Source organism: Pseudomonas sp. J452, from assembly GCF_024666525.1.
Classification (GTDB): domain Bacteria; phylum Pseudomonadota; class Gammaproteobacteria; order Pseudomonadales; family Pseudomonadaceae; genus Aquipseudomonas.
This window is the reverse complement of the sequence record NZ_CP088294.1, coordinates 3,484,287-3,507,400: the sequence shown is the minus strand read 5'-3', so window position 1 is coordinate 3,507,400 and position 23,114 is coordinate 3,484,287. Positions and strand designations below refer to the sequence as shown.

Below are 23,114 nucleotides of genomic sequence, written 5' to 3'. Positions count from 1 at the left end.
ACTGACGAATAGTTCGTAAGCTCCAAACGCAGTGAGCGCAGATCCAGGCTAATTCGCTGGCTATGTTCGGATGGGCTCCTCGCCTGCTTATCGCCGGTCGCATCAACTCGACCTGAGCCTCGGGTCTGCTTTTTCAATTATCACCTCCTAGTCTAATGAAGGCATACAACAATAGTAGTTTGCAAAAGCAGACCTACGCCCATGAACTCAATATGAGAAGTCGCTTCTACGCAAAGCTTTCTCACTATTCGACTCTTGCTATTTCATCTAACAGTTCTTGACGCCGCCTCTCGAGCTTCATTAACTCATGCTGCAAATACACTCGCTGACGACGCAGCTCATCCAAGTTGAAGCTTGTCTCTTCTTCCAGGACTTTTATATAGCGAGCAATTGACAAGCTGTACTCGCTCGATGCGACCTCACTCCTTGTGACTACTCGTGAGTATCCAGCACATTCCTCGCGCGACTTAAAAACTGAGAGAATCCGGTCAAAGTTATTTTTACCAAGCGTGCATCTTGCTCTTCCCGCGTTATAGTTCTGCCCTGCATCGATAAACATGATGCCATCACTTTCTTTTCTGTCAGCGCGCAAAATTAGGATAGCGGTTTCTATACCGGTATTAATCAGCATCCGCGGTGGCAATGAAATTATCGCATCAACGAAATTGTCCTCAATTAATCGTTCGCGAATTTGGCGTTCCGCGCCTCCACGAAATAGAACGCCGTGTGACACTAATACTGCCATACGGCCTGTACCTTGTTTCAAGGTACTTACCATATGACTAATAAACGCGAAATCCGCTGAGGCCTTCGGCGGAACACCGCGCGAATAACGGCCATACGGGTCATACTGACAATCTTCTTGCCCCCAGTCCTTCATAGAGAATGGCGGGTGCGATATAACAACATCGAACCGTCTAAGCTGCCCCGGGTCATCCAAAAATTTGGGATCGCGAAGTGTGTTACCCCACTCGAGCTGATACCAGTTTTTTCCACCTAGAATCATGCCCATTCTGGCTAATACCCAGACGGTGGCGGCCACTTCTTGGCCGAAAAGTTGACATCCATTTCCGCGATTTTTGCGAGAATGATCGTCACACGCCATAAGCGTTTGGGCTAATCCACAGCAAGGGTCAGATACTGTATCCCACTCACTAGGATCCATAAGCTCGACTAGAAGATTGGAAATTTCTTGCGGTGTACTATTCTCACCGGAGCGGCGCCCCATACTTTGCTCTTGATGCCTTACAAATGAATCGTAGACATATGAACCTACGAGTGCTGCGTGCTCCTCATTGGCTGCGCTAGCAAACGGAATAATTTTTATCGCCTCCAACAACCCAGCCAAGATACCATCCCGCTGATTTTCTCCACCAAGTCTCGGCGAAGAAAAATCCGCAGCGATAAAAACATCTTTTAGTTGCTCATTTTCTCTTTCAATACGTCTAAGAGCCTCGTTAATTCGCTCACCATTTTGGCGCTGCCCTCTCAATTCATATAAAGAGTTAAAACTTGCACCCTGTGGTACGCGGAAGCCGCTTGACCATCTGTGGCTAGCCTCTTGCTCCTCAATACCCGTGTCGGTCACATATTTAAGCAAGATCAGAGCAAGTACGTGATGCCTGTTGTCCTCGAGCAGGCCACTTGCACGCAGAACCTCAAATGCTTCCGGAATCGCGCGATCAATAGGAGCTGCAATGTTTAAATCAAGCACCGCCCCCCCCCCTTCGCAACAATGTTTGTGTAACGAACGCAGCTTCAATCTGATCTAAATTATTCAAGCGCTGCCTAACTGCGCTTATATCCTGAGTGTTGCGATCCAACTCAGAGATGACTTGCTGCTTTTCCAGGGAGGGTATCTCGATATCGAGAGTTAACAATGAGGCTTTAGTAAAGGCCTTAATGCTTGTGCCAGTGAGCATCACTGAGATTTTCGTCTGCGTCGACTTAGAGTTTAAATACCAAGCGAGATAGCGTGGATTCACCTCAGGTCCTGCGGTGATGATATTTAGCTGCCCAAGCGGGAACACGAGATCAGCGGGCCCCTCGAAGTAGAGAGCCCTGTAATGATCCCCGCGTGACGGCAGGACTACCTCCCCTGTATGTAGACAATGCAATTGAAGACTTTCGTCTATATGGATTTGAGGCAGCTCCTCAATCCGCAAAGGGCCGCCTGCGACGACATCCCGGATCGCCAGCGCGCGCACATTGCCGCCCTCGACTTCCTGGGGAGCTTGGCTTCGGAAAACTACGGCAGTGCGAACGTTCGCGACGTGCCCGAGCGGAAGAACTTTCATGCAAATCGACCTACTGCAGCCATATGCAAACGATCATAGCCGTTTTGCAAGCGCACCGCAAGACAGTAGCAATCTACTGCATTTAGTAATTTGCACCGGAAGGCACTGGGCTCGCGTTCGCCTGTCTTGGCAGAAACGCCGGAAGCAAAGGGCCAAGCGGTCGATGCTAGAGGGGTTCACCTACCAGCACCGCAGATCCTTCGCAACCCACGTCGGGCATCAACTTCAAATGAGCCTCTCGAGAAGAGAGATCCACAAGCAGATAACGGCTCAAACACCCCATCGATCGGGTAGCCGCCGGCCACTGAAATCAAGAAATCGCTGAATTGCTGTTCATCTCGGTATTCACCGTGAAGAGCCATATCCAGCGACTGTCCGCCAAACTAGAGGTCAAGCGGCGAACCCAGGTCGTGGCCAAGGCAAAGTCGCTTGGTCTGCTCGAATAAACTTACTCCCGTTCGCACAACCCCGCCCTGCCGTCCACAGTGCCTGAACCTGGCGCCCAAGCTTTCCCAGTTCTTCGGTGTCGAGATAGGACCTACCGGCATGCGCTCTATGGACTGGACTGGCTTTTAACAGCATGTTGCGTCAGGTGCTCGCGCTCAAGTGCGTTCGTGTCTTCCATCAGGCAAACAACATCCGCTATGGAGGAAAGGAAACGATCCGTTGCGGATTGCCACTGCGCAATCCTGCCCCTAGCTGTAGCGGGAGAGACGTCTGGGACTCGCGAAACAAACATTCAAGAGAGTCGGCTGCACTCTGGGGTAGTTCGAACAGAGCTCGGCAAGCTTGGCTCCCTGGTCGGCGGAATTGAAAAATATGCTTTTCTTGTTAATGCCAAATCTCGCTCGTTTGGCTTAAGCACGACGCGTGCTTGCCTAGACTCTCATGCCCCAAACCACGCTTTCTCCGGTTTTCCTTTATAAGCATAAAACGCTTGTTTTGACCCCTCTTCCGGCCCGGAAGAACAGCCTGTCAGAACGCGCAATCCACGAATCCTTGGCGACGTGGAGCTGGCGGCACTCAAAATCTGCCAATGCAAAACCTGAAACACAGGCGTTTTCCCTTTATAAGCATGAACGTCATGTTTTCGTTGCCATTTTGATGGGTAGACCCGCTCAAATCCTGCGGATTTACCAAGGCCTGAGTGGGGGATCGTTTTCCATGAACTCTTACGGGTTTCGGCATCGTGTAGACCATACAAAAATGGCCTTTACAGAGACCTTTTGCCTGAAAGGTTCTTGCTGGTGCAGGTCTGCCACACGCTAATCCAGTCACATCACGCGACCATGCATGCCCTGCAGGCATCTACAAAAGGACATTCTGCGCTCCGAGCACGAGTAGCTACGGAGTCTCGTTTGCACAAGCACACCTAGGAAATGTCCTTTTCAGTCGCCGCACCCTCAGCACAACCTGCAGCTAACGGGCCGAATCACCCGTGCATCACTACGCGGGCCAGAACTCGTTGTAGAGCTCACGAAGCCTACAAGTTCCTTGCATTTGGACACTCTCATGCTCGGCTGAGGCACAGCCAGCACTCAAGCATTTGTTGATTTTTTCTTGCCCTATCCCGACGCGGTCACTGGCGCCTGATTCCGGCCAAACCATCCTGAACCGCATCTGATTGAGGAACGAAGCGTCCCACCCAGCAATTAGTTGCGATCCATTTTTGGGTACGAATAGACCCACTCCGCAACAAGCAATCCCTCCACGATTACCCCATCAAACGTCGATGAACGGAGAAGACGCGATGGGGTGGAACACAAATTCACAAGTGCAGGTTGCAGCGCCAGGTTCAGCTATGCCGGCGACCACGGGTGCATGCGAGATAGACAAAATATCTGAAGAACAGATGGCTGAGTGGCTTGGCACTACTAAGCGTGCGCTGCAGGCACGACGCGCCCGCAAAGAAATTCCCGAAGGGGTCTGGATGAAGATCGGCCGCAAAATCATTTACAGCAAGCGAAGGTACGATGAATGGCTCGAAAGCCAATGGATATGCCCGCCGGGGTGGAAATTTTCCGCACCTCACTCCGCATCAGATTCACGTGGCGCGGACGCCGCTGCAGCGAAACGCTCCCTTATCCCGTCACGCCGAAAGGGATCGCAGCTGCATCGCTACTTAGAGATCAAGTAGTTGGTCTGTCCAAACTGGATTTGCTGGACGATGCCAAGTATGCGGAGCTGTTCCCAGGATCGGCAGTGCCCGTTGGAGGAGTTGCCTGCTTCGGCGAGTTTGCACAGCTGTGGTTGAACAGCCGGGAAATTACCGAAGGTACCAGGCTCAATTACAAGAGCACATTGAACCGCTACTGGATGCCGTCGCTTGCTCTGGTTCGAATGGATCTGATCACCACCACCCTGCTCCGTCGCATCATCGCTGGGACCAAGTGGGCATCCGCAGGCGTTAAAAGGAATGCTCTCGTCAAGATTTCCACGATTTTTAAGGCGGCGGTAGCAGACGGAGTAATTGAGCGCAATCCGGCAGAATCACTTGAGCTACCGAAGCGCTCGCGCAAGGAAATCGATCCGTTCACCTTGGATGAAGCCAATCGCATCATTGCGCGGCTGTACCAGCACGAACACTGGCCGAGCACTATCTATGCAGCGTTCTATGAATTTGCGTTCTTCACCGGAATGCGGCTATCCGAAGCATTGGCGTTACGCTGGGACGCTGTAGACATGACCAAGCGCGTTGCTCACGTTTGCCGTACGGTAGCGCTAGGTGTCATTGAAGAGCGCACCAAAACCGGTGGTGACCGCTTCGTCCTGCTGAATGAAAGAGCCATGCATGCCCTGGAATTCGCCAAGGCTTATGCAGAGCGCCGCAGATCTGGGGTGGGAAAGGTTACTGAAACACCCTATGTCTTCCCTCCGTCCAAAAACAACGAGTATGTAAAGCAAACCTCGGATCTGCACCATCAGTGGCGACCGGTGCTGAAAGCACTGGGTGTTCGTTATCGGCCGCCGTACAACTGCCGTCATACCTATGCGACAATATGCTTAATGTCTGGCATGAACCCCGCTTTCATATCCCAGCAGCTCGGCCATAGCGTGCAGATGCTGCTGTCTACGTACGCCCGCTGGATTAACTCAAGCTCCGATTGGAGTGAGCTGGAAAAGCTGAATATTGGTATCAAATCGGTATCAGGCGATTCCAGACACCCCTAAGTCATTGATAGGTAAGCCCTTTGATCTCCACCGCTAACATCACCATGCAGTTCGGCGCCAAGCCGCTGTTCGAGAACGTTTCCGTCAAGTTCGGTAACGGCAACCGCTACGGCCTGATCGGGGCCAACGGCTGCGGCAAGTCGACCTTCATGAAAATCCTCGGTGGTGATCTGGAGTCCTCCGGCGGCCAGGTGATGCTCGAACCGAACGTGCGCCTGGGTAAGCTGCGCCAGGATCAGTTCGCTTACGAGCAGTTCAGCGTGATCGACACCGTGATCATGGGTCATGAGGAGCTGTGGACAGTCAAGGCCGAGCGCGACCGCATCTATTCGCTGGCCGAGATGAGCGAAGAAGACGGCATGAAGGTCGGCGAGCTGGAAGGCGAGTTCGCCGAGATGGACGGCTACACCGCCGAATCGCGCGCCGGCGAGCTGCTGCTCGGCCTGGGTATTCCGCTGGAACAGCACTTCGGCCCGATGAGCGAAGTAGCACCGGGCTGGAAGCTGCGTGTGTTGCTGGCCCAGGCGCTGTTCTCCGATCCGGAAGTGCTGCTGCTGGACGAACCCACCAACCACCTGGACATCAACACCATCCGTTGGCTGGAAAACATCCTCACCCAGCGCAACAGCACCATGATCATCATCTCCCACGACCGGCACTTCCTGAACAGCGTGTGCACCCACATGGCTGACCTGGATTACGGCGAGCTGCGCCTGTTCCCGGGCAACTATGACGAGTACATGACCGCCGCCACGCAGTCGCGCGAGCAACTGCTGTCGGACAACGCCAAGAAGAAAGCGCAGATCAACGAACTGCAGAGCTTCGTCAGCCGCTTCTCGGCAAACGCCTCGAAAGCCAAGCAGGCCACCAGCCGCGCCAAGCAGATCGACAAGATCCAGCTGGCCGAGGTCAAGCCGTCCAGCCGCGTCAGCCCGTTCATCCGCTTCGAGCAGAACAAGAAGCTGCACCGCCAGGCCGTGATGGTCGACAAGATGGCCAAGGGCTTCGACGGCAAAACGCTGTTCAAGAACTTCAGCTTCCAGGTCGAAGCCGGCGAGCGCGTGGCCATCATCGGCCCCAACGGCATCGGCAAAACCACCCTGCTGCGCACCCTGGTCGGCGAACTGACCCCGGACGCCGGCTCGGTGAAATGGACCGATAGCGCCGAACTGGGCTACTACGCCCAGGACCACGCCCACGACTTCGAAGACGATGTCACCCTGTTCGACTGGATGAGTCAGTGGACCCAGGGCGAGCAGATGGTGCGCGGCACCCTCGGCCGCATGCTGTTCAGCAACGACGAGATCCTCAAGTCGGTAAAAGTCATCTCCGGTGGCGAGCAAGGCCGCATGCTGTTCGGCAAGCTGATCGTGCAGAAGCCCAACGTGCTGGTGATGGACGAACCGACCAACCACCTGGACATGGAATCCATCGAGTCGCTCAACCTGGCGCTGGAAAACTACCCGGGCACGCTGATCTTCGTCAGCCACGACCGCGAGTTCGTCGGCTCCCTGGCCACCCGCATCATCGAGCTGTCGCCTAACGGCATCACCGACTTCAGCGGCAGCTATGACGACTACCTGCGCAGCCAGGGCGTGATCGTCTAACCGAGCCTGACAGCAATGAAAAAGCCCCGCAGATGCGGGGCTTTTTCATTGCTGCGCGGCAGTTACGGACGCCCGAGGAAGTCCATCTTGCCGATATCCAGACCGTTATGACGCAGGATCGCGTAGGCGGTGGTCAGGTGGAAATAGAAGTTCGGCAACACGAAATGCTGCAGATAGTCCTGGCCCGTGAATTTCAGCTCCGCGCCCGGAAACTTGAGCACGACCTCCCTGCCCTCGCTGCCGTCGATCTGCGCGGCACTGAAGCCCTTGAGAAAGTCCACGGTCTTCTGAATGCGCGCCTGCAACTCGGCGAAGCTGCTCTCGGTATCGGCGTAGCTGGGAATCTCCACCCCGGCCAGGCGGGCGGCACAGCCTTTGACCGCATCGCTGGCGATCTGCACCTGGCGAGTCAGCGGGTGCATATCCGGCGCCAGACGTGCGTTGAGCAATACGGTAGGGTCGATCTTCTTCGCTTCGGCATAGGCGGCAGCCTTGTCGAGGATGGCCGAGAGGTTGCCGAACATACGCACGAACACCGGAATCGAAGCCTGGTACATGGAAAGCGACATCGAAGTGACTCCTCTATGAAGAATGGCTACAGGACTCTGCTAGGGTAGCTGCAGTTCAGCCAAGGGAGACTGCATCGTGATGACCGCCGCACAGATCGCCGAGTTCTGCCTGAGCCTGCCTGGCGCCCGCGAAGACCTCAAGTGGGGCGGCAATCGGGTGTTCTCCATCGCCGGCAACAAGATGTTCGCCATTCTCGACTTTCTCGGCAACGAGCTGGCCTTCAAGGTCGACCAGGAGCTGTTCCTCGGCTTCGTCGACCGCCCCGGAATCCGCCCGGCACCCTATCTGGCGCGGGCCTTCTGGATCAGCATGGCGCCCCCTTTGCCGCTTGGCGACGACGAACTGCGCGATCTGCTGCGCCGCTCGCACCAGTTGGTGGTGCGTAAACTGCCGAAGATTCGCCAGGTCGGCCTGCTGCTCGATCAGTAAGACAGCAGGTCACGCAGATAGCCGCCGAGAAAACGACCATCCAGCAGCAAATGGTCGAGCCAGAAGCCCTGATGCAGCAATACGATCAACCAGAACAGTAGCTGGAACGGCAGTTTGCGCGTCTTGTGGCGAAACACCTGCTGCGCCACCAGCGCACCGGGCCAGCCGCCGAGCAGAGCCACGAGCTGCAATTGACTTTCGGGGGTGCGCCAGCGCCCCTTCTGCGCGCTGCGCTTGTCGTTCCAGTACTGACCGAAACTGATCAGACTGAGCAGCGGATAGGCGCCCAGCGCCCACGCAACACCGGCGCCAAGCCAGAGCTGCAGGGCCCCGGCCAGCGGTAGCGCGCACAGCACCAGCAGAACGACCAGTTTAAGCGGCAGTTGCTGAATAGCCCCTGTGACAGTACGAGATAAGCGCGGCACGGACTCCACTGCCGCAGCACGCGACTTGCGCCGAATCGCCGGCCGATCCAGGCTCAGCCCTTCGCAACGCATATGCTCGGCGCGGGAGCGCCCCTGGGCATCCTTGCCGGGCACGAACAGTACGGTTTCGCCGGGCTGTGGGCGGCGCTCACCGCGCAGCGCCGAGACATGCACGAACAGCTGTTCACCGCCCTGCTCCGGCTGGATGAAACCGAAGCCCTTGGCATCGTTCCAGCTTTTCAGGGTGCCGCGTTTCTCCGTCGCCAGCATGCTCTCAGTGGGCCTGCACGGTGGCCCAGTCGATCAGGCTGAACTGCCAGGTGGCGAGAATCAGCAGACCGAAACCGATGCGGTACCAGGCAAACACCGCATAGCTGTGGTTGGCGATGAACTTGAGCAGCGCACGCACGGCGATCATGGCGAACACGAAAGACACCACGAAGCCCAGGGCGAACACTGGCAGATCACCGGGCTGGAACAGCTCGCGGTACTTGTAGCCGGAATAGACCGCTGCGCCGACCATGGTAGGCATGGCCAGGAAGAAGGAAAACTCGGTAGCCGCGCGGCGCGACAGGCCGAACAGCAGGCCGCCGATGATGGTCGAGGCCGAGCGCGAGGTGCCGGGAATCATCGCCAGACACTGGGCGCAGCCGATCTTCAGGGCATCTTTCCAGGTCATGTCATCGACTTCCTCGACCGTCACCTCATGCTGGCGCTGCTCGGCCCACAGCATGACTACCCCGCCCACTACCAAGGCCACAGCAACGGTGATGGGGTTGAACAGGTATTCGCGTATTAGGTCGGCAAAGGCCACGCCAAGCACCACCGCCGGCATGAAGGCAATCAGCAGATTGAGGGTGAAACGCTGCGCTTGTGCCTGGCGGGGCACATTGAATGCAACGGTGAGGATCTTGCGCCGGTATTCCCAAATAACCGCAAGGATGGCACCGAGCTGGATGATGATATTGAAGGCGAACTCTCGGTCGCCACCGAAGCCAACCAATTTGGCGACGATGATCTGATGACCGGTGCTGGAGATCGGCAGGAATTCCGTCAAACCCTCGACCAAACCAAGAATCAGTACCTGCAGGGCAGTCCATAAATCCATGAAAAACCTCTCGGCACGCCAGGGTTGGCGGGCCACAACTCGATCGGGCACCTGAAGCGTCAGGTGAAAAAAGGCATGGCATCCTACCAGAGCAGCAACCTGCTCGCCGCCCGGGCCGGCAGCTAATTGCACAGCTCCCAGGCTGATGTTTCGCTGCCGACAGAAGCCCCCTACCAGAGCGGCGCCCAACGCCCATGAACAGCCTGCCGATTAACCCGCGCCAGCGGCATCCAGCTTCTGTGTCAGGGTCTGACAAGCCGCGGCACACTCAACCCGTAACCTGCCATGGCGCTGATCCGTAGCCAAGTGATCCACACCACGCCGGGCAGGCGCACCCGACCAGAGGCAGCCTGAGGCAGATCGCTAGCTCTTTGCGTAATCTCACGGGCTTGAATGCTTCCGTCGCCAGTGCCACTCTGCAACAGTCGCATGTGCTTGACGATATCGACCACACTGTTACCCCGGCGGCCTCGTGGCTCATGAAAATACCCTGACCGCCGATCAATCCAGTGAGACCCGCCAGCACCTGGGCAACCCGGTAAGGCAACGCAACCTGTTGCGGAACCAATTTCGCGTATGAGGGGCTGAATGAGCAGCATGGAACACCAGGAAGTCGACCTGAGCAGGCCACAGAATCAGGATCTGATCTGGGATCTGGACAGCATCGCCCGCCGCGAGCTGGCCGAACGTTTCATCAAGCTGTTCGAGAACCGCCTGTGCGTCTATTCCGAGTCGGTGCGCCAGCTCTACACCAACTACGACCTGCACTTCCCCAGTGACCAGGGACGCAAGATGGTGGTGCTACCCAACCCCTACGCCTTCCACGACACCCTGCACGGCATCGAAATCGCCGCCGTGCGCCAGACCGGGCTCTGCGTACTGCCCGGCGTGGTGCTGGGCAAGCCGGGGCTGCTGCTGACCACGCAAATGAAGAATGGCGGCCCAGCGCCCAAGACCATGCCGTTCAAGCAGGCCCTGGCGCAGATCATCAGCAACCAGAAGAAGATTGGCGACGTGTTCCTGCCGATCATGATGAAAGGCGATCTGCGCGAGTTCGACCAGCAGATGCCCTACATCCACCTGCACCGTCTGCAGGTGCAGCGGCTTACCCGCCTGTCGACCTTCGAGCGCGACGATATCCAGCAGACCATCACCCGCAAGCTGCTGGCGCTCTATCGCCAGGCCGACAGCCTCGACTGCTAGGGCATCAGCCCTGCAGTACACCACCCCAGGCCAGCAACAGACTCACGCAGACGATCAGGGTCAGCGGCCTGCGCAGGGCCGGGTACCAGCTTGGAGCCAGGCCCAGGCTCACGGCGCGCAAATCGCCCATATAGAGCGCGACAAAGCACAGCAACAGCAAGGGCAACGCCAGGCCGTGCGGCAGATTGCTAGCAATCGCCAGCCAGCCCAGCAGGGGTGGAATCACCGAAAGCCCCAGTTGCAGGCGCGCGGCCGTTTCCTGCTGGTCCGCACGCATGGCCAACCCCCAGTGAATGGCGCCCATGAAGGCCAGGATCACGGCGGCATAATCGAGCAAGGCCTCCAGGGTCTGTTCCCGATTCGTTCGCGAACCGCGTTGCTGCGCAAAATCGCGCCAGGCTAGGCGCGGGACGCCGGCAATGGTCATTCCCTTGGCAAGTCCCGCAACGACGCATGGCGCGATTTTGCGCGCAACCCGCAGGGACGGGCCCGTTTTTGCGCGGAACGTCGTTACTCGACGGCTCATTTGGACGACCAAACCTCGCGTCTCGCGCCTAGCCCCGCGCAAAAACGGGCTCCGTCGCGGCCGTGAACGAATCGGGAACAGACCCTAGACCCACGGGCGCCAGCCTATGGGGATGAGCCACACCCCCAAGGCGCCGGAAATGAACGGCAGCAAACCGGCATAGCCCAGCAGCCGGGCCAGCAGCGGCGGATGACTGGCATTGAAATCGTACATGTCTTGCTCCTTGTATGATTTAGCAGGCATCTGACTGACAAGTTTGGAATGGCTACTTGCCATCCAGCCAACGGATTGGCATAAACGTACCCCATAACAAAATCGCCACACGGATGTTGAAGTATGCGAATCCTGCGCCGTGCCCTGTACCTGGTCGTGCTGCTCGCCCTGATCGCTGGCGCCGTGGTGCTCTACTACATCGCCAAGCCCAACTTGCCATCGTTCAGCCCGCCCAGCCAGGTACATTACCTCGGCCAGTGGGATGAGAAAGCGCGCCAGACCTACTACTACACACCGCAAGGCACCCAGGTCAAAGGCCTGCGCTACGACTGGTTCACCGCGCTGGAACTGCCCTTCTCCACCGACAAGTTCGCCGCTCCCGACTATCTGGCCCGTTTCGGCTTCCTGACGGATCCGCAGCAGCAGGCCAGCGCGCTCAACCCCGGCAACCTGCCGGTGGGTTTCGCCCGCCACCAGGACGTGGAAAGTGGCGCGCAGTTCCTCGATATCACCTGTTCCGCCTGCCACACCGGCGAATTGCGCTACCAGGGCCAGGCCATCCGCATCGACGGCGGCGCCGCCCTGCACTCGCTGGCCTCCACCGTGCCCACCCTCAAGGGCGGCAGCTTCGGTCAGGCGCTGGGCATGAGCATGGCGTTTACCTATTACAACCCGATCAAGTTCAAGCGCTTCGCCAAGACGGTGCTGGGCGACAACTACGACCAGGGCAAAAAACAGCTGCGTGCGGACTTCAAGGTGGTGCTCGACCGCCTGCTCGGCACTGCGATGAACGACTGGCACCGCGGCCTCTACCCCACCGAGGAAGGCTTCGGCCGTACCGATGCCTTCGGCCGCATCGCCAACAGCGTGTTCGGTGATGCCATCGACGCAAGCAACTACCGGGTGGCCAACGCGCCGGTCAGCTACCCGCAGGTGTGGGATATCTGGAAGTTCGACTGGGTACAGTGGAACGGCTCGGCCATGCAGCCCATGGCGCGCAATATCGGCGAGTCCCTGGGCGTTGGGGCCACCCTGCACCTGTTTGACGAGAATGGCGGGCAACTGAGCGAGGCCGAGCGCTACCCCTCCAGCGTGCGCCTGCGTGATCTCTACACCCTGGAAGAAACCCTCAAGCAGCTGAAGCCGCCGGCGTGGCCGGAAGCGGTGCTGGGCAAAGTCGATATCGAGTTAGCCAGCCAGGGCCGCGCCCTGTTCAGCGAGAACTGCGCCTACTGCCACGCGCCTGATCCCAAGCCGCGCGACGAGCGCCTGGCGGCCGCGCGCGACCCAGAATGGCGCATGCGCATTGTGCCGACACGGATCATAGGCACCGATCCGACCACCGCCGACAACATTGCCGACCACCGCTTCGATATCAGCAAGCTGGGCTGGAAGAAGGAAGAACTGGCCAAACTGGACGTCAAACTGTTCGGCGCCAGCCTCGATGAAGTCGACTTCGCCAGCATCTCCAGCGCCAAAGGCCTGGCCTACATCACCGCCTACGTGGAAAACCGCGCTTACCAGGACGCCGGCATCCAGCCACGTGAGCGCTGGCGCATGGACGGCTACGGCCTGGCCATCGGCGTGCAGGAGAAGCGCGGCTACAAGGCCCGCCCGCTGCACGGCATCTGGGCCACTCCGCCCTTCCTGCACAACGGCTCGGTGCCCAACCTGTTCCAGCTGCTGTCGCCCGTGGTCGAGCGTGACAAGCAATTCTGGGTCGGCAACTTCGAGTACGACCCCAAGCGCGCCGGCTTCCTCACCGGCAAGTTCGACGGTGGCTTCCTGTTTGACACCCGCATCACCGGCAACAGCAACCGCGGCCACGAATTCCGCGACGGCTGCCGGGTCGACGGGGTGATCGGCCGCGCCTTGGCTCCGCAAGAACGCTGGGCGCTGATCGAATACCTCAAGGTCATGGGTGATCCGGCGCTGGAAGGCCAGCTCAAGTCCGTCGAAGCCAAAGCCTGGACCCCTGGCCCCAGCTGCCAGATCTGACAAGGATATCCACCATGCTCAAGCGTTTCTGGCTCTGGCTCGGCCGCCTGCTCGGCAAGCTGCTACTCATCCTGCTCCTGCTCGGCCTACTGGGCTGGGCCATCGGCGCGCTGTATTACGGCTGGAAGTTTTCCGGCCCGGTGTCGACCGAGGAGCAGATCCCGGCCAATGAGGCCGCCCTGACCCAGGGCATCATCGAAGACGCCATCAGCGTGGTCGAACAGCACCGCGACAATACCCGCGTGCTGCGCGATGCCCATGCCAAGGCCCATGGCTGCATGAAAGCGGAAGTCACCGTGCTGCCGGGCCTGGATGCGAGCCTGCGCCAGGGTGTGCTCAGCGAGCCGGGCAAGACCTGGCAAGCCTGGATGCGCCTGTCCAACGGCAACGCCTACCCGCAGTTCGATCGCGCTCGCGATGCCCGTGGCATGGCCATCAAGCTGCTCGACGTGCCGGGCGACAAGCTGCTGAGCAGCCCAGCCACCGCGGGCAACCAGGACTTCGTGATGTTCAACCATCCGGTGTTCTTCGTGCGCGATGTGGCCGAGTACAAACAGAACTTCGCCGCCCAGGCTAGCGGCCAGAAGATCCTCGCCTTCTTCCCCAGTTGGGATCCGCGCAGCTGGGAAATCCGCCACCTGATCATCGCCCTGAAGACCCTCAGCCCGGCACCGGAAAGCCCGGTAGCGACCACCTACAACTCCATCGCGCCGTTCAAGCTCGGCCCGCACAACATCAAGTACCGGGTTATCCCCGATCCAGCCAGCTGCCCGTCCTACGAACTACCGGAACAGAACGCCGACCTGCCCAACTTCCTGCGCAGCGCCCTTTACCAGCAGCTGTCGCTGGATCGCGTGCCGACCTGCTTCGCCCTGCAGGTACAACGGCAGAACCCCGAGCACTACATGCCCATCGAAGACCCCAGCGTGGAATGGAGCGAGGCCATCTCGCCCTTCGAGACCGTGGCAACGATCAAGGTGCCAGCCCAGGACTTTGATAGCCGCGAACAGAACCTGCTCTGCGACAACCTGTCGTTCAACCCCTGGCACGCCCTGCCCGAACACCGCCCGATTGGCGGCATCAACCGCCTGCGCAAGGCGGTGTATGAAGCGGTGAGTGTGTACCGGCACCAGCGCAACGGCGCAAAGGATCAGTACTGAGGCTCAATCTGTAGCCCGGACTTTAGTCCGGGAATAGGCGAGCTAGCCTGAGCTGAAGCCTGCGCGATCTGCTCCCGGACTGAAGTCCGGGCTACAGGGCTACTGAGTATTCCGTTGTCGCCGGATGCAATTCGGCTACGGCTAGAAGCAACTCAGGTCGATCACCGCAAAGCTGGCCACCGTGTCGTGGCCGCGCAACTCGCCGCCCTCGCGGGCCAGGCCGATGGTCTGCAGGCCGGCCTGCTGCGCGGCATCCAGTTCCTCGACGATATCGGAAAGGAACAGGATCTCCTCGCCTGGCAGACCGATGCTCTCGACGATACGCCGGTACGAGTCCGCCTCGCGCTTGGGCCCGCTGGTGGTGTCGAAATAGCCGCTGAATAGCGGCGTCAGGTCGCCCGCCTCGGAACAGCCGAAAATCAGCTGCTGCGCCTGGATCGAGCCGGACGAGTAGACATACAAGCCATAGCCCTCGGCCTTCCAGCGCTTGAGCGCCTCCACCGCATCCGGGTAGACATGCCCCTTGAGCTGCCCGGCCTGATAGCCTTCGGCCCAGATCATCCCCTGCAGCACCTTGAGCGGCGTGGCCTTGCGGTCTTCGACGATCCAACCGAGGAGAATCTCGATGACGCGGATCAGGTCCGCATCCGCCTCGCCGCTTTGCGCCCGCACCGCGTCCAGTTGCTCGATCAGCAGCGGCTCATCGGCGTGGTTCAGCACAAAATCCGGCAGATGCCGTGCGGCATAGGGAAACAGCACGTCGAAGACGAAGCTCACCGAGCTGGTGGTGCCTTCGATATCGGTGAGGATGGCTTTGATCGGCATGGGGGCTCCAGTTGAGTTTCCCTCTCCCCCGGCCCCTCTCCCGCAAGCGGTAGAGGGGAGACAAGCGGCTCGGTGCGCTCAGGCTGGCTTACGCTCCACCGGCAGCTCCGCAGCAGTCCCCTCTCCCATTTATGGGAGAGGGCTAGGGAGAGGGTTTAGTGATCAGTCTTCCAAACGCGGGAAGCGACTGGCGATCTCGTCGCCGGTGAAATTGGCCACCCAGCCCTCGGGATTGTTGAACAGGCGAATCGCCACAAAATGCGGGAACTCGCCCATGTCGAACCAGTGCCGCGTGCCGGCTGGCACCGAGATCAGGTCATTCTTTTCGCACAGCACGGCGTACACGTAGTCCTCGATGTGCAGGCTGAACAGACCACGCCCGGCGACGAAGAAACGCACCTCGTCTTCGCCATGCTGGTGTTCGTCGAGGAACTTGGCGCGCAGTTCGTCCTTCTGCGGGTGATCCTTGTTCAGGCTGACCACGTCGACGGTGACATAGCCCTGCTCGCGCATCAGCTGGTCGATCTGCGGGCGGTAGGCGGCAATCACCTCGTCCTGGCTCGCGCCCGGCTGGATCTTTGCGCCGGCCTGCCAGCGCTCGAAGCGCACGCCGACTGCGCCCAGGGTGCTGGCGATGTCTTCCAGGTGGGTCAGCACCTTGTTTGGCACGTCCGGGCTGGACTGGTGGTAGACGGTCAGGCTGCTCATGGCAATGTCCTCTGCGGGATGCTTAGCGCTGCAAGGCGCGAACTTTCAGCTCGCACTCAAACAGGAATTCGAAGGCCTCGATCTGGCGCAGGGCGTCGCTCATCTGCGCGCCCCAGGTGTACAGGCCGTGGCCGCGGATCAGGTAGCCGACGCAATCCGGGTGCTCGTCGAGCCAGAGCTGCACTTTGGCTGCCAGGCGGGCAATGTCCTGGTCGTTGGCGAAGATCGGTACCTCGACCTGGCATTCATGGGTACTGATGCCGACAAAAGCTTTCTGCAGTTCGTAATCGGCGAACACCAGCGAATCGCTCAGGCACAGGCGCGACAGCACCGTGGCGTTGACCGAGTGGGTGTGCAGCACCGCGCCGATCTGCAGCTGCCAGCGGTACAGCTGGGTATGCAGCAGGGTCTCGGCAGAAGGCTTCTTGCCCGGTTCCAGGCTGTTGCCGTCGAGGTCGGTGGCCAGCACATCGTCCGCGCCGAGCTGGCCCTTGTGCTTGCCGGAGACGGTGAGCAGTGCCTGATCGGCAGACAGGCGCGCCGAATAGTTGCTGCTGGTGGCCGGCGACCAGCCGCGGTCGTAGAGAAAACGTCCGGCTTCGATGATCTGCTCGGCGAGTTGTTCGCGTTTCATGCCTGCTCCTCGCGCAATCGGGTGGCAATGATAAGGGTCGCGGCCAGCGCGACCAAGCTGGCGATGGCAAAGGTCCAGGCCGGCCCCAGGCTGTTCCAGCTATAACCGGCGTACAACGCCCCCAGCGCCCCGCCAATCCCGGCCATGGCCGCATACAGCGCCTGCCCCTGGCCCTGCTGGTTGGCACCGAAACTGCGTTGGACGAAGTGGATCGCAGCCGCATGGAAGCTGCCGAAAGTGGCGGCATGCATCAGCTGGGCGAACAGCAGCACCGCCAGGTGATCGGCCAGGTTGCCCAGCAGCAACCAGCGCAGCGCCGCCAGGGCGAAACTGGCCGCCAGCACCTGGCGCAGGCTGAAGCGCGCGAGGATGCGGGTCATGAACAGGAACAACACGATCTCCGCCACCACGCCCAAGGCCCACAGCAGGCCGATCACCCCGCGGCTGTAGCCGAGCGACTCCAGGTGAATGCTGAGGAAGGTGTAGTACGGCCCGTGGGACATCTGCATCAGCCCCACGCACAGGTAGAACGACAGCACACCGGGCCGGCGCAGCTGAGCCAGGAAGCCGCCCTCGCCGCCCGCGCCGTTGTTTGCCTGCGGCGTGGCGTTAGGCACCCAGAAGCTGCTCAGGGCGATACCGGCGATGATCAGCAGCAACGTCCAGGGGTAGATCGCCAGGCTGTAGACCTCGAACAACTTGCCCAGGCCGACCACGGTGAGGATGAAGCCGATCGAGCCCCACAGGCGGATCTGCGAATAGCGCGCTGTCTGCTCTTGCAGGTGAGCCAGGGTGATGACCTCGAACTGCGGCAGCACCGCATGCCAGAAGAAGGCATGCAGGGCCATCACCAGGGCCAGCCAGGCGTAGCTCTGGTCGACGAAGATCAGGCTCAGGCTGAGCAGCGTGCAGACCGCGCCGAAGCGCACGATGCGCAGGCGCTGGCCACTGCGATCGCCGAGCCAGCCCCACAGGTTGGGCGCCACGCAGCGCATCAGCATGGGAATGGCCACCAGCTCGCCGATGCGCGCCGGGCTGAAGCCGAGGAAGTCGAAATACAACGCCAGAAAGGGTGCCGTGGCACCCAGCAGGGCGAAGTAGAACAGGTAGAAGCCGGACAGGCGCCAGTACGGCAGCGGCGTGTCCGTCAGAACCTGTTCAGGATCTCGCGAGCTAGAGAAAAACAAGGCGAAAATGGCTGAGGGAGCGGAATTTACAAGCGCTAAATGAGCATCCCGAAGCCATTTTCAACACCGTTTTTCCAACGCGCAGCAGATCATGGACAGGTTCTTACAGCTGGCCGAGTACCGGTGTGCTGACCTGCACGCCGGTATTCTGCGCGCGGTGGCGCAGCAGGTGGTCGAGCAGAACGATGGCCATCATCGCCTCGGCGATCGGCGTGGCGCGGATGCCCACGCAGGGGTCATGGCGACCTTTGGTGATCACTTCCACCGGGTTGCCGTCGACATCGATGGAGCGGCCCGGGGTGGTGATGCTGGAGGTCGGCTTGAGCGCCAGGTGGGCGACGATCGGCTGACCGGAGGAAATGCCGCCGAGGATGCCGCCGGCATTGTTCGACAGGAAACCTTCCGGCGTCATTTCATCGCGGTGTTCGGTACCGCGCTGGGCCACCGAGGCGAAACCCGCGCCAATTTCCACGCCTTTCACAGCATTGATGCTCATCAGCGCATGGGCCAGGTCGGCATCCAGACGATCGAAGATCGGCTCGCCGAGGCCCGGCATCACGCCTTCGGCGACCACGGTGATCTTCGCACCGACCGAGTCCTGGTCACGGCGCAGCTGGTCCATATAGGCCTCCAGCTCCGGCACCTTGTCCGGGTCAGGGCTGAAGAAGGCGTTCTGCTCGACGCTGTCCCAGGTCTTGAACGGGATCTCGATCGGGCCGAGCTGGCTCATGTAGCCACGCACGCTGATGCCGAAAGCCGCCAGCACCTTCTTGGCGATGGCGCCGGCGGCGACGCGCATGGCGGTTTCGCGCGCAGAGCTGCGGCCGCCACCACGGTAGTCGCGGATGCCGTACTTGTGGTGGTAGGTGTAGTCGGCGTGAGCCGGGCGGAACAGATCCTTGATCGCCGAGTAGTCCTTGGACTTCTGGTCGGTGTTGCGGATCAGCAGGCCGATGGCGCAACCGGTGGTCTTGCCCTCGAAGACGCCGGCGAGGATCTCGACTTCGTCGTCTTCCTGACGCTGGGTGGTGTGGCGGCTGGTGCCGGGCTTGCGCCGGTCCAGGTCGCGCTGCAGGTCTTCCAGGGACAGCTCGATGCCCGGCGGGCAACCGTCGACGATGGCGACCAGCGCCGGACCATGGCTTTCGCCTGCGGTGGTGACGGTGAACAGCTTGCCGTAGGTATTGCCGGACATGCAGAAAGCTCCGCGAGGGCCTGAACGAGGGGGCGCCAGTATACCCGCGGCGCCCGGTCAGTTCACCCTCGAACCGGATCAACCCGGCGACTTGCATAGGTCTGGCGCTCTGCCAGCCTCCAGAATACGTAGAAACAGTCGATAATTCGCTTACCAGTGCCCTGCCCGCCTGGCTCAAGGACGCCCGCCATGACCGATACCGACGCCCAGCAACCCGCCGATGCAACGCCCGCAACGCCGCAGCCGCATCCCTGGCAGGACCTGCCGGCTGAACAACTGCGCCTGCTGCGCCTGGCCCCACTGCCGACCGATCGGCATACCGGCGCGCGGCCGCTGCGTTTCGTTCAGCTTGGCCGCGCCGAACGCCATAGCCCGGAACAGAGCTTGCTGCGCCTGAGCATCGACCTGCCAGGACAGCGCGTGCGGCGCGAACAGAATGTGCTGGAGGTCTGGGCCGACCACCGCCGCCGTGAAGTACGCTTCGGCGCCGACAAGGGCCTGCAGATCGAGCCAGTCAACCGTGGCATCGGCCGTTTCCTGATGGCCCAGGGCATTCTCTGGGCCCGTCAGCGCTGGCCCAACTATCAGGTCGAGGGCGGCGCCCTGGCGGTCAAGGACATCCTCAGCGACGACGCCCGCCTGCGCCGCGACCACTTCCTGCGTGCCATGGGCTTCGAGGTCGAGTACCAGGACCTGCTGCAGCTGAAAGCTACCTACGGGGCGAAAAGCGTCAGCGCGCTGGTCGGTGAATGGAACCGCGAACGCTTGCAGCAGGTGGAGCCACTCGAAGCCGGCGCCATGCTGCAACAGGCCGACCAGAGCCTGCACGAGCAGGAGGTCAAGATCGGCAAGCTGGAGCGCAAGATCGCACTGCTCAAGCGCGAAGACAGCAGCCTGCGTTTCACCATCGCCTGTCTGGTGACCCTGGCGCTGTTCCAGGCTGGACTACTGATCTGGATCGCCACCCGCTGATTGTGCAGCGATCTGCTGCGCGTCGGCCGGGCTGCGTTGAAATTGGGCTCGGGCTGCTCATTTACACTCAGTAAACTCCGCGCCCTCGCCCAATTTCGCCTTGCCCGACTCTAGCTCGCTAGATCCAGAAGTCCGAACTCAGCCGGTAGCCCGGATGCAATCCGGGAAGATTCGCCCGACTGAGCGCAAGCTCCCGGATTGCATCCGGGCTACACCAGATCAGCCGTTCAGCCGCGAGCGGAACATGGCCTGATGCTCGCGGCACTGCTTAGCCGCCAGCAGAAACACGCCATGGCCACCTTGCTCGAACTCCAGCCAGGTGAAGTCGACCTCCGGGTACAGCGCCTCGACATGCACCTGGCTGTTGCCCACCTCGACGATCAGGATGCCCTGCTCGCTCAGGTGATCGGCCGCCTCGGCCAGCATGCGCCGCACCAGGTCCAGGCCATCGTCGCCACAGGCCAGGCCCAGCTCCGGTTCGTGCTGGTACTCGGCCGGCATGTCGGCGAAATCCTCGGCATCGACATAGGGCGGGTTGGACACGATCAGGTCGAAACGCTGACCCGGCAGCCCGGCGAAACCATCGCCCTGCACGGTGTACACGCGCTCGTCCAGTTCATGTCGCTCGATGTTCTGGTTGGCCACTTCGAGGGCGTCAAAGGACAGGTCGGCGAGCACCACTTCGGCCTCGGGGAAGGCAAAGGCGCAGGCGATGCCGATGCAACCGGAGCCGGTGCATAGGTCGAGGATGCGTGCCGGCTCGGCGGGCAGCCATGGCGCGAAGTGCTGGCCGATCAGCTCAGCAATCGGCGAGCGCGGTACCAGCACGCGCTCGTCGACGATAAAGGGCAGGCCGCAGAACCAGGCTTCGCCCAGCAGATAGGCGGTCGGTACGCGCTCTTCGATACGCCGTTTCAGCAACGCCAGCAGATGCTCCTGCTCATCGGCTTCGAGACGGCAATCGAGGTAGCCATCGGCGATTTCCCAGGGCAGGTGCAAGGCGCCGAGCACCAGCTGGCGCGCCTCATCCCAGGCATTGTCGGTGCCATGGCCGAAGAACAGCTGCTCGTCATGAAAACGGCTGACAGCCCAGCGAATGTGGTCGCGCACGGTGCGCAGGCGGGATTGGGACACGGGACATACCTCCAGAACGGGTGGGCGATTCTAGCCGCAAGTGCAAGCAAATTGCCTCGGCGAATCGGCGCCTTGCACTGCAAAAGGTTCACAGATCGCTCTGGCAAGCAGAGAATAGAGCCACAGCCACATCAGGAGCCTGCGTCATGTCCGATCCCAAAACCCTGTTCCAGCTGACTGGTCGTGGTTATGCACCCGCCACCCTGGGCAAGGCCACCCTGTTGATCATCGACGCGCAGGAAGAGTATCGCAGCGGTGTCTTGCAGCTGCCGGACGTGGACGCTGCCGTGGCGGAAATTACTACTCTGGTGCAGGCCGCCCGGCGCATCGGCACCCCGATCGTGCACGTGCGCCACTTGGGCATCCCCGGCGGCCTGCTCGACCCACAAGGCCCGCGTGGCCACTTCCTCGCCGGCCTGGAGCCGGAAATCGGCGAAGCGGTGATCGAGAAGCGCCTGCCCAATGCCTTCGCCGGTACCGACCTGCACGAGCGTCTGCAGCAACTCGGCCACCTCGACCTGATCGTCTGCGGCTTCATGACCCACTCCAGCATCAGCACCACCGTGCGTGCGGCCAAGGACTACGGCTACCGCTGCACCCTGGTGGACAGCGCCTGCGCCACCCGCGACCTGCCCTATGCCGGCGAACTGATCGGCGCTCGCCAACTGCACCGCATGGAGATGGCCGCCCTGGCCGACAACTACGCGATTGTGGTGCCCCAGGCCCACGCGCTGATCTGAGCTAGTCACTCAGCAGCGTCACGGCTGCACCCCGCGAACGGAACCCTGACAGCCAGGGCCGGTCATAGCGCCGATAGCCCATGAGGAAATCGGGATGAAGTTGTCTGAAGGTTTTGATGCTCGCCGCCTGCGCCCGCGCGGCCCCGGTGGCTTGCGCTGGCGTCTCGGTGCCTTGTTCGCAGCGTTGTTGGCCAGCCTAGGCGTCCTGCTGACGCTGGCTGGAGCGTCTACCCTGCTTGGCCGCCCGGCAGCGTTAGGCCCGCTGAATGACAGCATCGGCGCCGCCATCACCCTGTTGCTCGGCGGTCTGTTGCTGCTATGGCTCGGCGTGAGCCTGTGGCGCCGTTGTCGGCGACATATGCGCCAGCGCTACAGCAACGAACTGAGTCTGTCACCACGCCTGCTGAAAAAGCGCGGCTGATCCCGGTAAACTGGCCTCCTGTTTGGAGGCATTATGCAAGACGACGACTTATCTCTATTCCAATCCGCCGTGCGTGGCGTCAAACCGATCAGCCATGACCGCGCCGACACCGGCAAAGCCAAGACCGATCGCCAGCGCCTGAGCACCCTGCGCCAGGCCGCTACGCTGAAGACCGACAGCGTCACGGTCGACGGCCTGTCCGACCTGTTCGTCATCGATGTCGGCGCCGAGGACGAGCTGTACTGGGCCCGCGACGGCGTGCAGGACAGCCAGCTGCGCAAGCTCAAGGCCGGCCAGGTGCCTTTCGAAGGCAGCCTCGACCTGCATGGCATGAGCGTGGAAAAAGCCCGTGAAATCCTCTGGGACTTCTTCGCCGAAGCCGCCAAGATGGAAGTGCGCTGCGTGCGCGTGACCCACGGCAAGGCCGCGCGCAAAGATGGCAAGCGCCCGCTGATCAAGAGCCACGTCAACACCTGGCTGCGTCAGCACCAGCAGGTGCTCGGTTTCACCTCTTGCCTGCCCAAACATGGTGGCGCCGGTGCAGTCTATGTGCTGCTCAAGCGCACCATGATGGAGGGTCGCGACGAGTAG

24 protein-coding genes are annotated in these 23,114 nt (G+C 60.7%); 11 read left to right on the top strand and 13 right to left on the bottom strand.

Features of this window, described 5'->3' with window-relative positions:
- Nucleotides 1-244 precede the first annotated feature (244 nt).
- Together LRS11_RS15995 and LRS11_RS15990 are read right to left on the bottom strand one after the other, a co-directional pair.
- On the bottom strand, nucleotides 245-1,714 hold the full coding sequence (locus LRS11_RS15995; protein ID WP_260493897.1) for an N-6 DNA methylase: 1,470 nt from the start codon (nucleotides 1,712-1,714) through the stop codon (nucleotides 245-247).
- Nucleotides 1,707-2,297, bottom strand: coding sequence for a restriction endonuclease subunit S (locus LRS11_RS15990; RefSeq protein WP_260493896.1), 591 nt, complete (start codon nucleotides 2,295-2,297; stop codon nucleotides 1,707-1,709). Before LRS11_RS15990 ends, LRS11_RS15995 begins: the two co-directional genes overlap by 8 nt.
- A gap of 317 nt (nucleotides 2,298-2,614) precedes the next feature.
- Between LRS11_RS15990 and LRS11_RS15985 the strand changes: the two genes are divergently transcribed.
- The 3 genes from LRS11_RS15985 (at nucleotide 2,615) to LRS11_RS15975 (ending at nucleotide 7,075) form a co-directional block, all read left to right on the top strand.
- Complete coding sequence (locus LRS11_RS15985) at nucleotides 2,615-2,743, top strand: LuxR C-terminal-related transcriptional regulator (protein ID WP_312027008.1); 129 nt, start codon at nucleotides 2,615-2,617, stop codon at nucleotides 2,741-2,743.
- A 1,531-nt stretch (nucleotides 2,744-4,274) separates the two neighbouring features.
- Nucleotides 4,275-5,468: a site-specific integrase gene (locus tag LRS11_RS15980; RefSeq protein WP_260493895.1), complete on the top strand. Its 1,194-nt coding sequence runs from the start codon at nucleotides 4,275-4,277 to the stop codon at nucleotides 5,466-5,468.
- A gap of 20 nt (nucleotides 5,469-5,488) precedes the next feature.
- The gene (locus tag LRS11_RS15975; RefSeq protein WP_260493894.1) at nucleotides 5,489-7,075 is read left to right on the top strand and encodes an ABC-F family ATPase; all 1,587 of its coding nucleotides are present in this window, start codon (nucleotides 5,489-5,491) and stop codon (nucleotides 7,073-7,075) included.
- Nucleotides 7,076-7,137: 62 nt separating this feature from the next.
- Here LRS11_RS15975 and LRS11_RS15970 read toward each other — a convergent pair whose 3' ends face one another.
- Nucleotides 7,138-7,644: a DUF1993 family protein gene (locus LRS11_RS15970; RefSeq protein WP_260493893.1), complete on the bottom strand. Its 507-nt coding sequence runs from the start codon at nucleotides 7,642-7,644 to the stop codon at nucleotides 7,138-7,140.
- Between the two features lie 79 nt (nucleotides 7,645-7,723).
- Here LRS11_RS15970 and LRS11_RS15965 point away from each other — a divergent pair, with 79 nt between their 5' ends.
- On the top strand, nucleotides 7,724-8,074 hold the full coding sequence (locus tag LRS11_RS15965) for an MmcQ/YjbR family DNA-binding protein (RefSeq protein ID WP_260496936.1): 351 nt from the start codon (nucleotides 7,724-7,726) through the stop codon (nucleotides 8,072-8,074).
- Here the strand turns inward: LRS11_RS15965 and LRS11_RS15960 are convergent.
- The gene (locus LRS11_RS15960; protein ID WP_260493892.1) at nucleotides 8,068-8,769 is read right to left on the bottom strand and encodes a DUF1294 domain-containing protein; all 702 of its coding nucleotides are present in this window, start codon (nucleotides 8,767-8,769) and stop codon (nucleotides 8,068-8,070) included. The two genes, LRS11_RS15965 and LRS11_RS15960, sit on opposite strands and share 7 nt — an antisense overlap.
- 4 nt (nucleotides 8,770-8,773) lie before the next feature.
- Entirely contained in the window at nucleotides 8,774-9,607 is an 834-nt protein-coding gene (locus LRS11_RS15955; protein WP_260493891.1) for an undecaprenyl-diphosphate phosphatase, read from the bottom strand.
- Between the two features lie 588 nt (nucleotides 9,608-10,195).
- Between LRS11_RS15955 and LRS11_RS15945 the strand changes: the two genes are divergently transcribed.
- Nucleotides 10,196-10,810, top strand: coding sequence for a hypothetical protein (locus LRS11_RS15945; protein ID WP_260493890.1), 615 nt, complete (start codon nucleotides 10,196-10,198; stop codon nucleotides 10,808-10,810).
- A 4-nt stretch (nucleotides 10,811-10,814) separates the two neighbouring features.
- Here LRS11_RS15945 and LRS11_RS15940 read toward each other — a convergent pair whose 3' ends face one another.
- Entirely contained in the window at nucleotides 10,815-11,237 is a 423-nt protein-coding gene (locus LRS11_RS15940; protein WP_260493889.1) for a DUF3429 domain-containing protein, read from the bottom strand.
- Between the two features lie 183 nt (nucleotides 11,238-11,420).
- A complete protein-coding gene (locus LRS11_RS15935) occupies nucleotides 11,421-11,549 on the bottom strand; it encodes a hypothetical protein (protein WP_260493888.1) in 129 nt (42 codons plus the stop codon).
- Between the two features lie 123 nt (nucleotides 11,550-11,672).
- On the opposite strand from LRS11_RS15935, the gene LRS11_RS15930 reads away from it, so the two are divergent.
- Nucleotides 11,673-13,547 carry a di-heme-cytochrome C peroxidase gene (locus LRS11_RS15930; protein ID WP_260493887.1) on the top strand — a complete coding sequence of 625 codons (1,875 nt, stop codon included), beginning with the start codon at nucleotides 11,673-11,675 and terminating at the stop codon, nucleotides 13,545-13,547.
- A 14-nt stretch (nucleotides 13,548-13,561) separates the two neighbouring features.
- Complete coding sequence (locus LRS11_RS15925) at nucleotides 13,562-14,707, top strand: catalase family protein (RefSeq protein ID WP_260493886.1); 1,146 nt, start codon at nucleotides 13,562-13,564, stop codon at nucleotides 14,705-14,707.
- Nucleotides 14,708-14,848: 141 nt separating this feature from the next.
- Here LRS11_RS15925 and mtnC read toward each other — a convergent pair whose 3' ends face one another.
- From mtnC to aroC, 5 genes are all read right to left on the bottom strand, one after another.
- On the bottom strand, nucleotides 14,849-15,532 hold the full coding sequence (gene mtnC, locus LRS11_RS15920; RefSeq protein ID WP_260493885.1) for an acireductone synthase: 684 nt from the start codon (nucleotides 15,530-15,532) through the stop codon (nucleotides 14,849-14,851).
- 162 nt (nucleotides 15,533-15,694) lie between these two features.
- Entirely contained in the window at nucleotides 15,695-16,240 is a 546-nt protein-coding gene (locus LRS11_RS15915) for an acireductone dioxygenase (RefSeq protein ID WP_260493884.1), read from the bottom strand.
- A 22-nt stretch (nucleotides 16,241-16,262) separates the two neighbouring features.
- Entirely contained in the window at nucleotides 16,263-16,874 is a 612-nt protein-coding gene (locus LRS11_RS15910) for a methylthioribulose 1-phosphate dehydratase (RefSeq protein WP_260493883.1), read from the bottom strand.
- Nucleotides 16,871-18,010 (bottom strand): MFS transporter, encoded by a 1,140-nt coding sequence (locus tag LRS11_RS15905; RefSeq protein ID WP_409519819.1) that lies wholly within the window; start codon nucleotides 18,008-18,010, stop codon nucleotides 16,871-16,873. The genes LRS11_RS15910 and LRS11_RS15905 overlap by 4 nt, the downstream gene beginning before the upstream one ends.
- Before the next feature lie 154 nt (nucleotides 18,011-18,164).
- Nucleotides 18,165-19,256, bottom strand: coding sequence for a chorismate synthase (gene aroC, locus LRS11_RS15900; RefSeq protein ID WP_260493882.1), 1,092 nt, complete (start codon nucleotides 19,254-19,256; stop codon nucleotides 18,165-18,167).
- A 189-nt stretch (nucleotides 19,257-19,445) separates the two neighbouring features.
- Here aroC and LRS11_RS15895 point away from each other — a divergent pair, with 189 nt between their 5' ends.
- Nucleotides 19,446-20,228, top strand: coding sequence for a hypothetical protein (locus LRS11_RS15895; RefSeq protein ID WP_260493881.1), 783 nt, complete (start codon nucleotides 19,446-19,448; stop codon nucleotides 20,226-20,228).
- A 219-nt stretch (nucleotides 20,229-20,447) separates the two neighbouring features.
- Here LRS11_RS15895 and prmB read toward each other — a convergent pair whose 3' ends face one another.
- Nucleotides 20,448-21,362, bottom strand: coding sequence for a 50S ribosomal protein L3 N(5)-glutamine methyltransferase (prmB, locus tag LRS11_RS15890; protein ID WP_260493880.1), 915 nt, complete (start codon nucleotides 21,360-21,362; stop codon nucleotides 20,448-20,450).
- A gap of 146 nt (nucleotides 21,363-21,508) precedes the next feature.
- On the opposite strand from prmB, the gene LRS11_RS15885 reads away from it, so the two are divergent.
- The 3 genes from LRS11_RS15885 to LRS11_RS15875 all read left to right on the top strand — a co-directional run bounded on the left by LRS11_RS15885 (nucleotide 21,509) and on the right by LRS11_RS15875 (nucleotide 23,114).
- Entirely contained in the window at nucleotides 21,509-22,102 is a 594-nt protein-coding gene (locus tag LRS11_RS15885) for a cysteine hydrolase family protein (protein WP_260493879.1), read from the top strand.
- Between the two features lie 94 nt (nucleotides 22,103-22,196).
- The gene (locus LRS11_RS15880) at nucleotides 22,197-22,523 is read left to right on the top strand and encodes a hypothetical protein (RefSeq protein WP_260493878.1); all 327 of its coding nucleotides are present in this window, start codon (nucleotides 22,197-22,199) and stop codon (nucleotides 22,521-22,523) included.
- Between the two features lie 33 nt (nucleotides 22,524-22,556).
- The gene (locus LRS11_RS15875; RefSeq protein ID WP_260493877.1) at nucleotides 22,557-23,114 is read left to right on the top strand and encodes a Smr/MutS family protein; all 558 of its coding nucleotides are present in this window, start codon (nucleotides 22,557-22,559) and stop codon (nucleotides 23,112-23,114) included.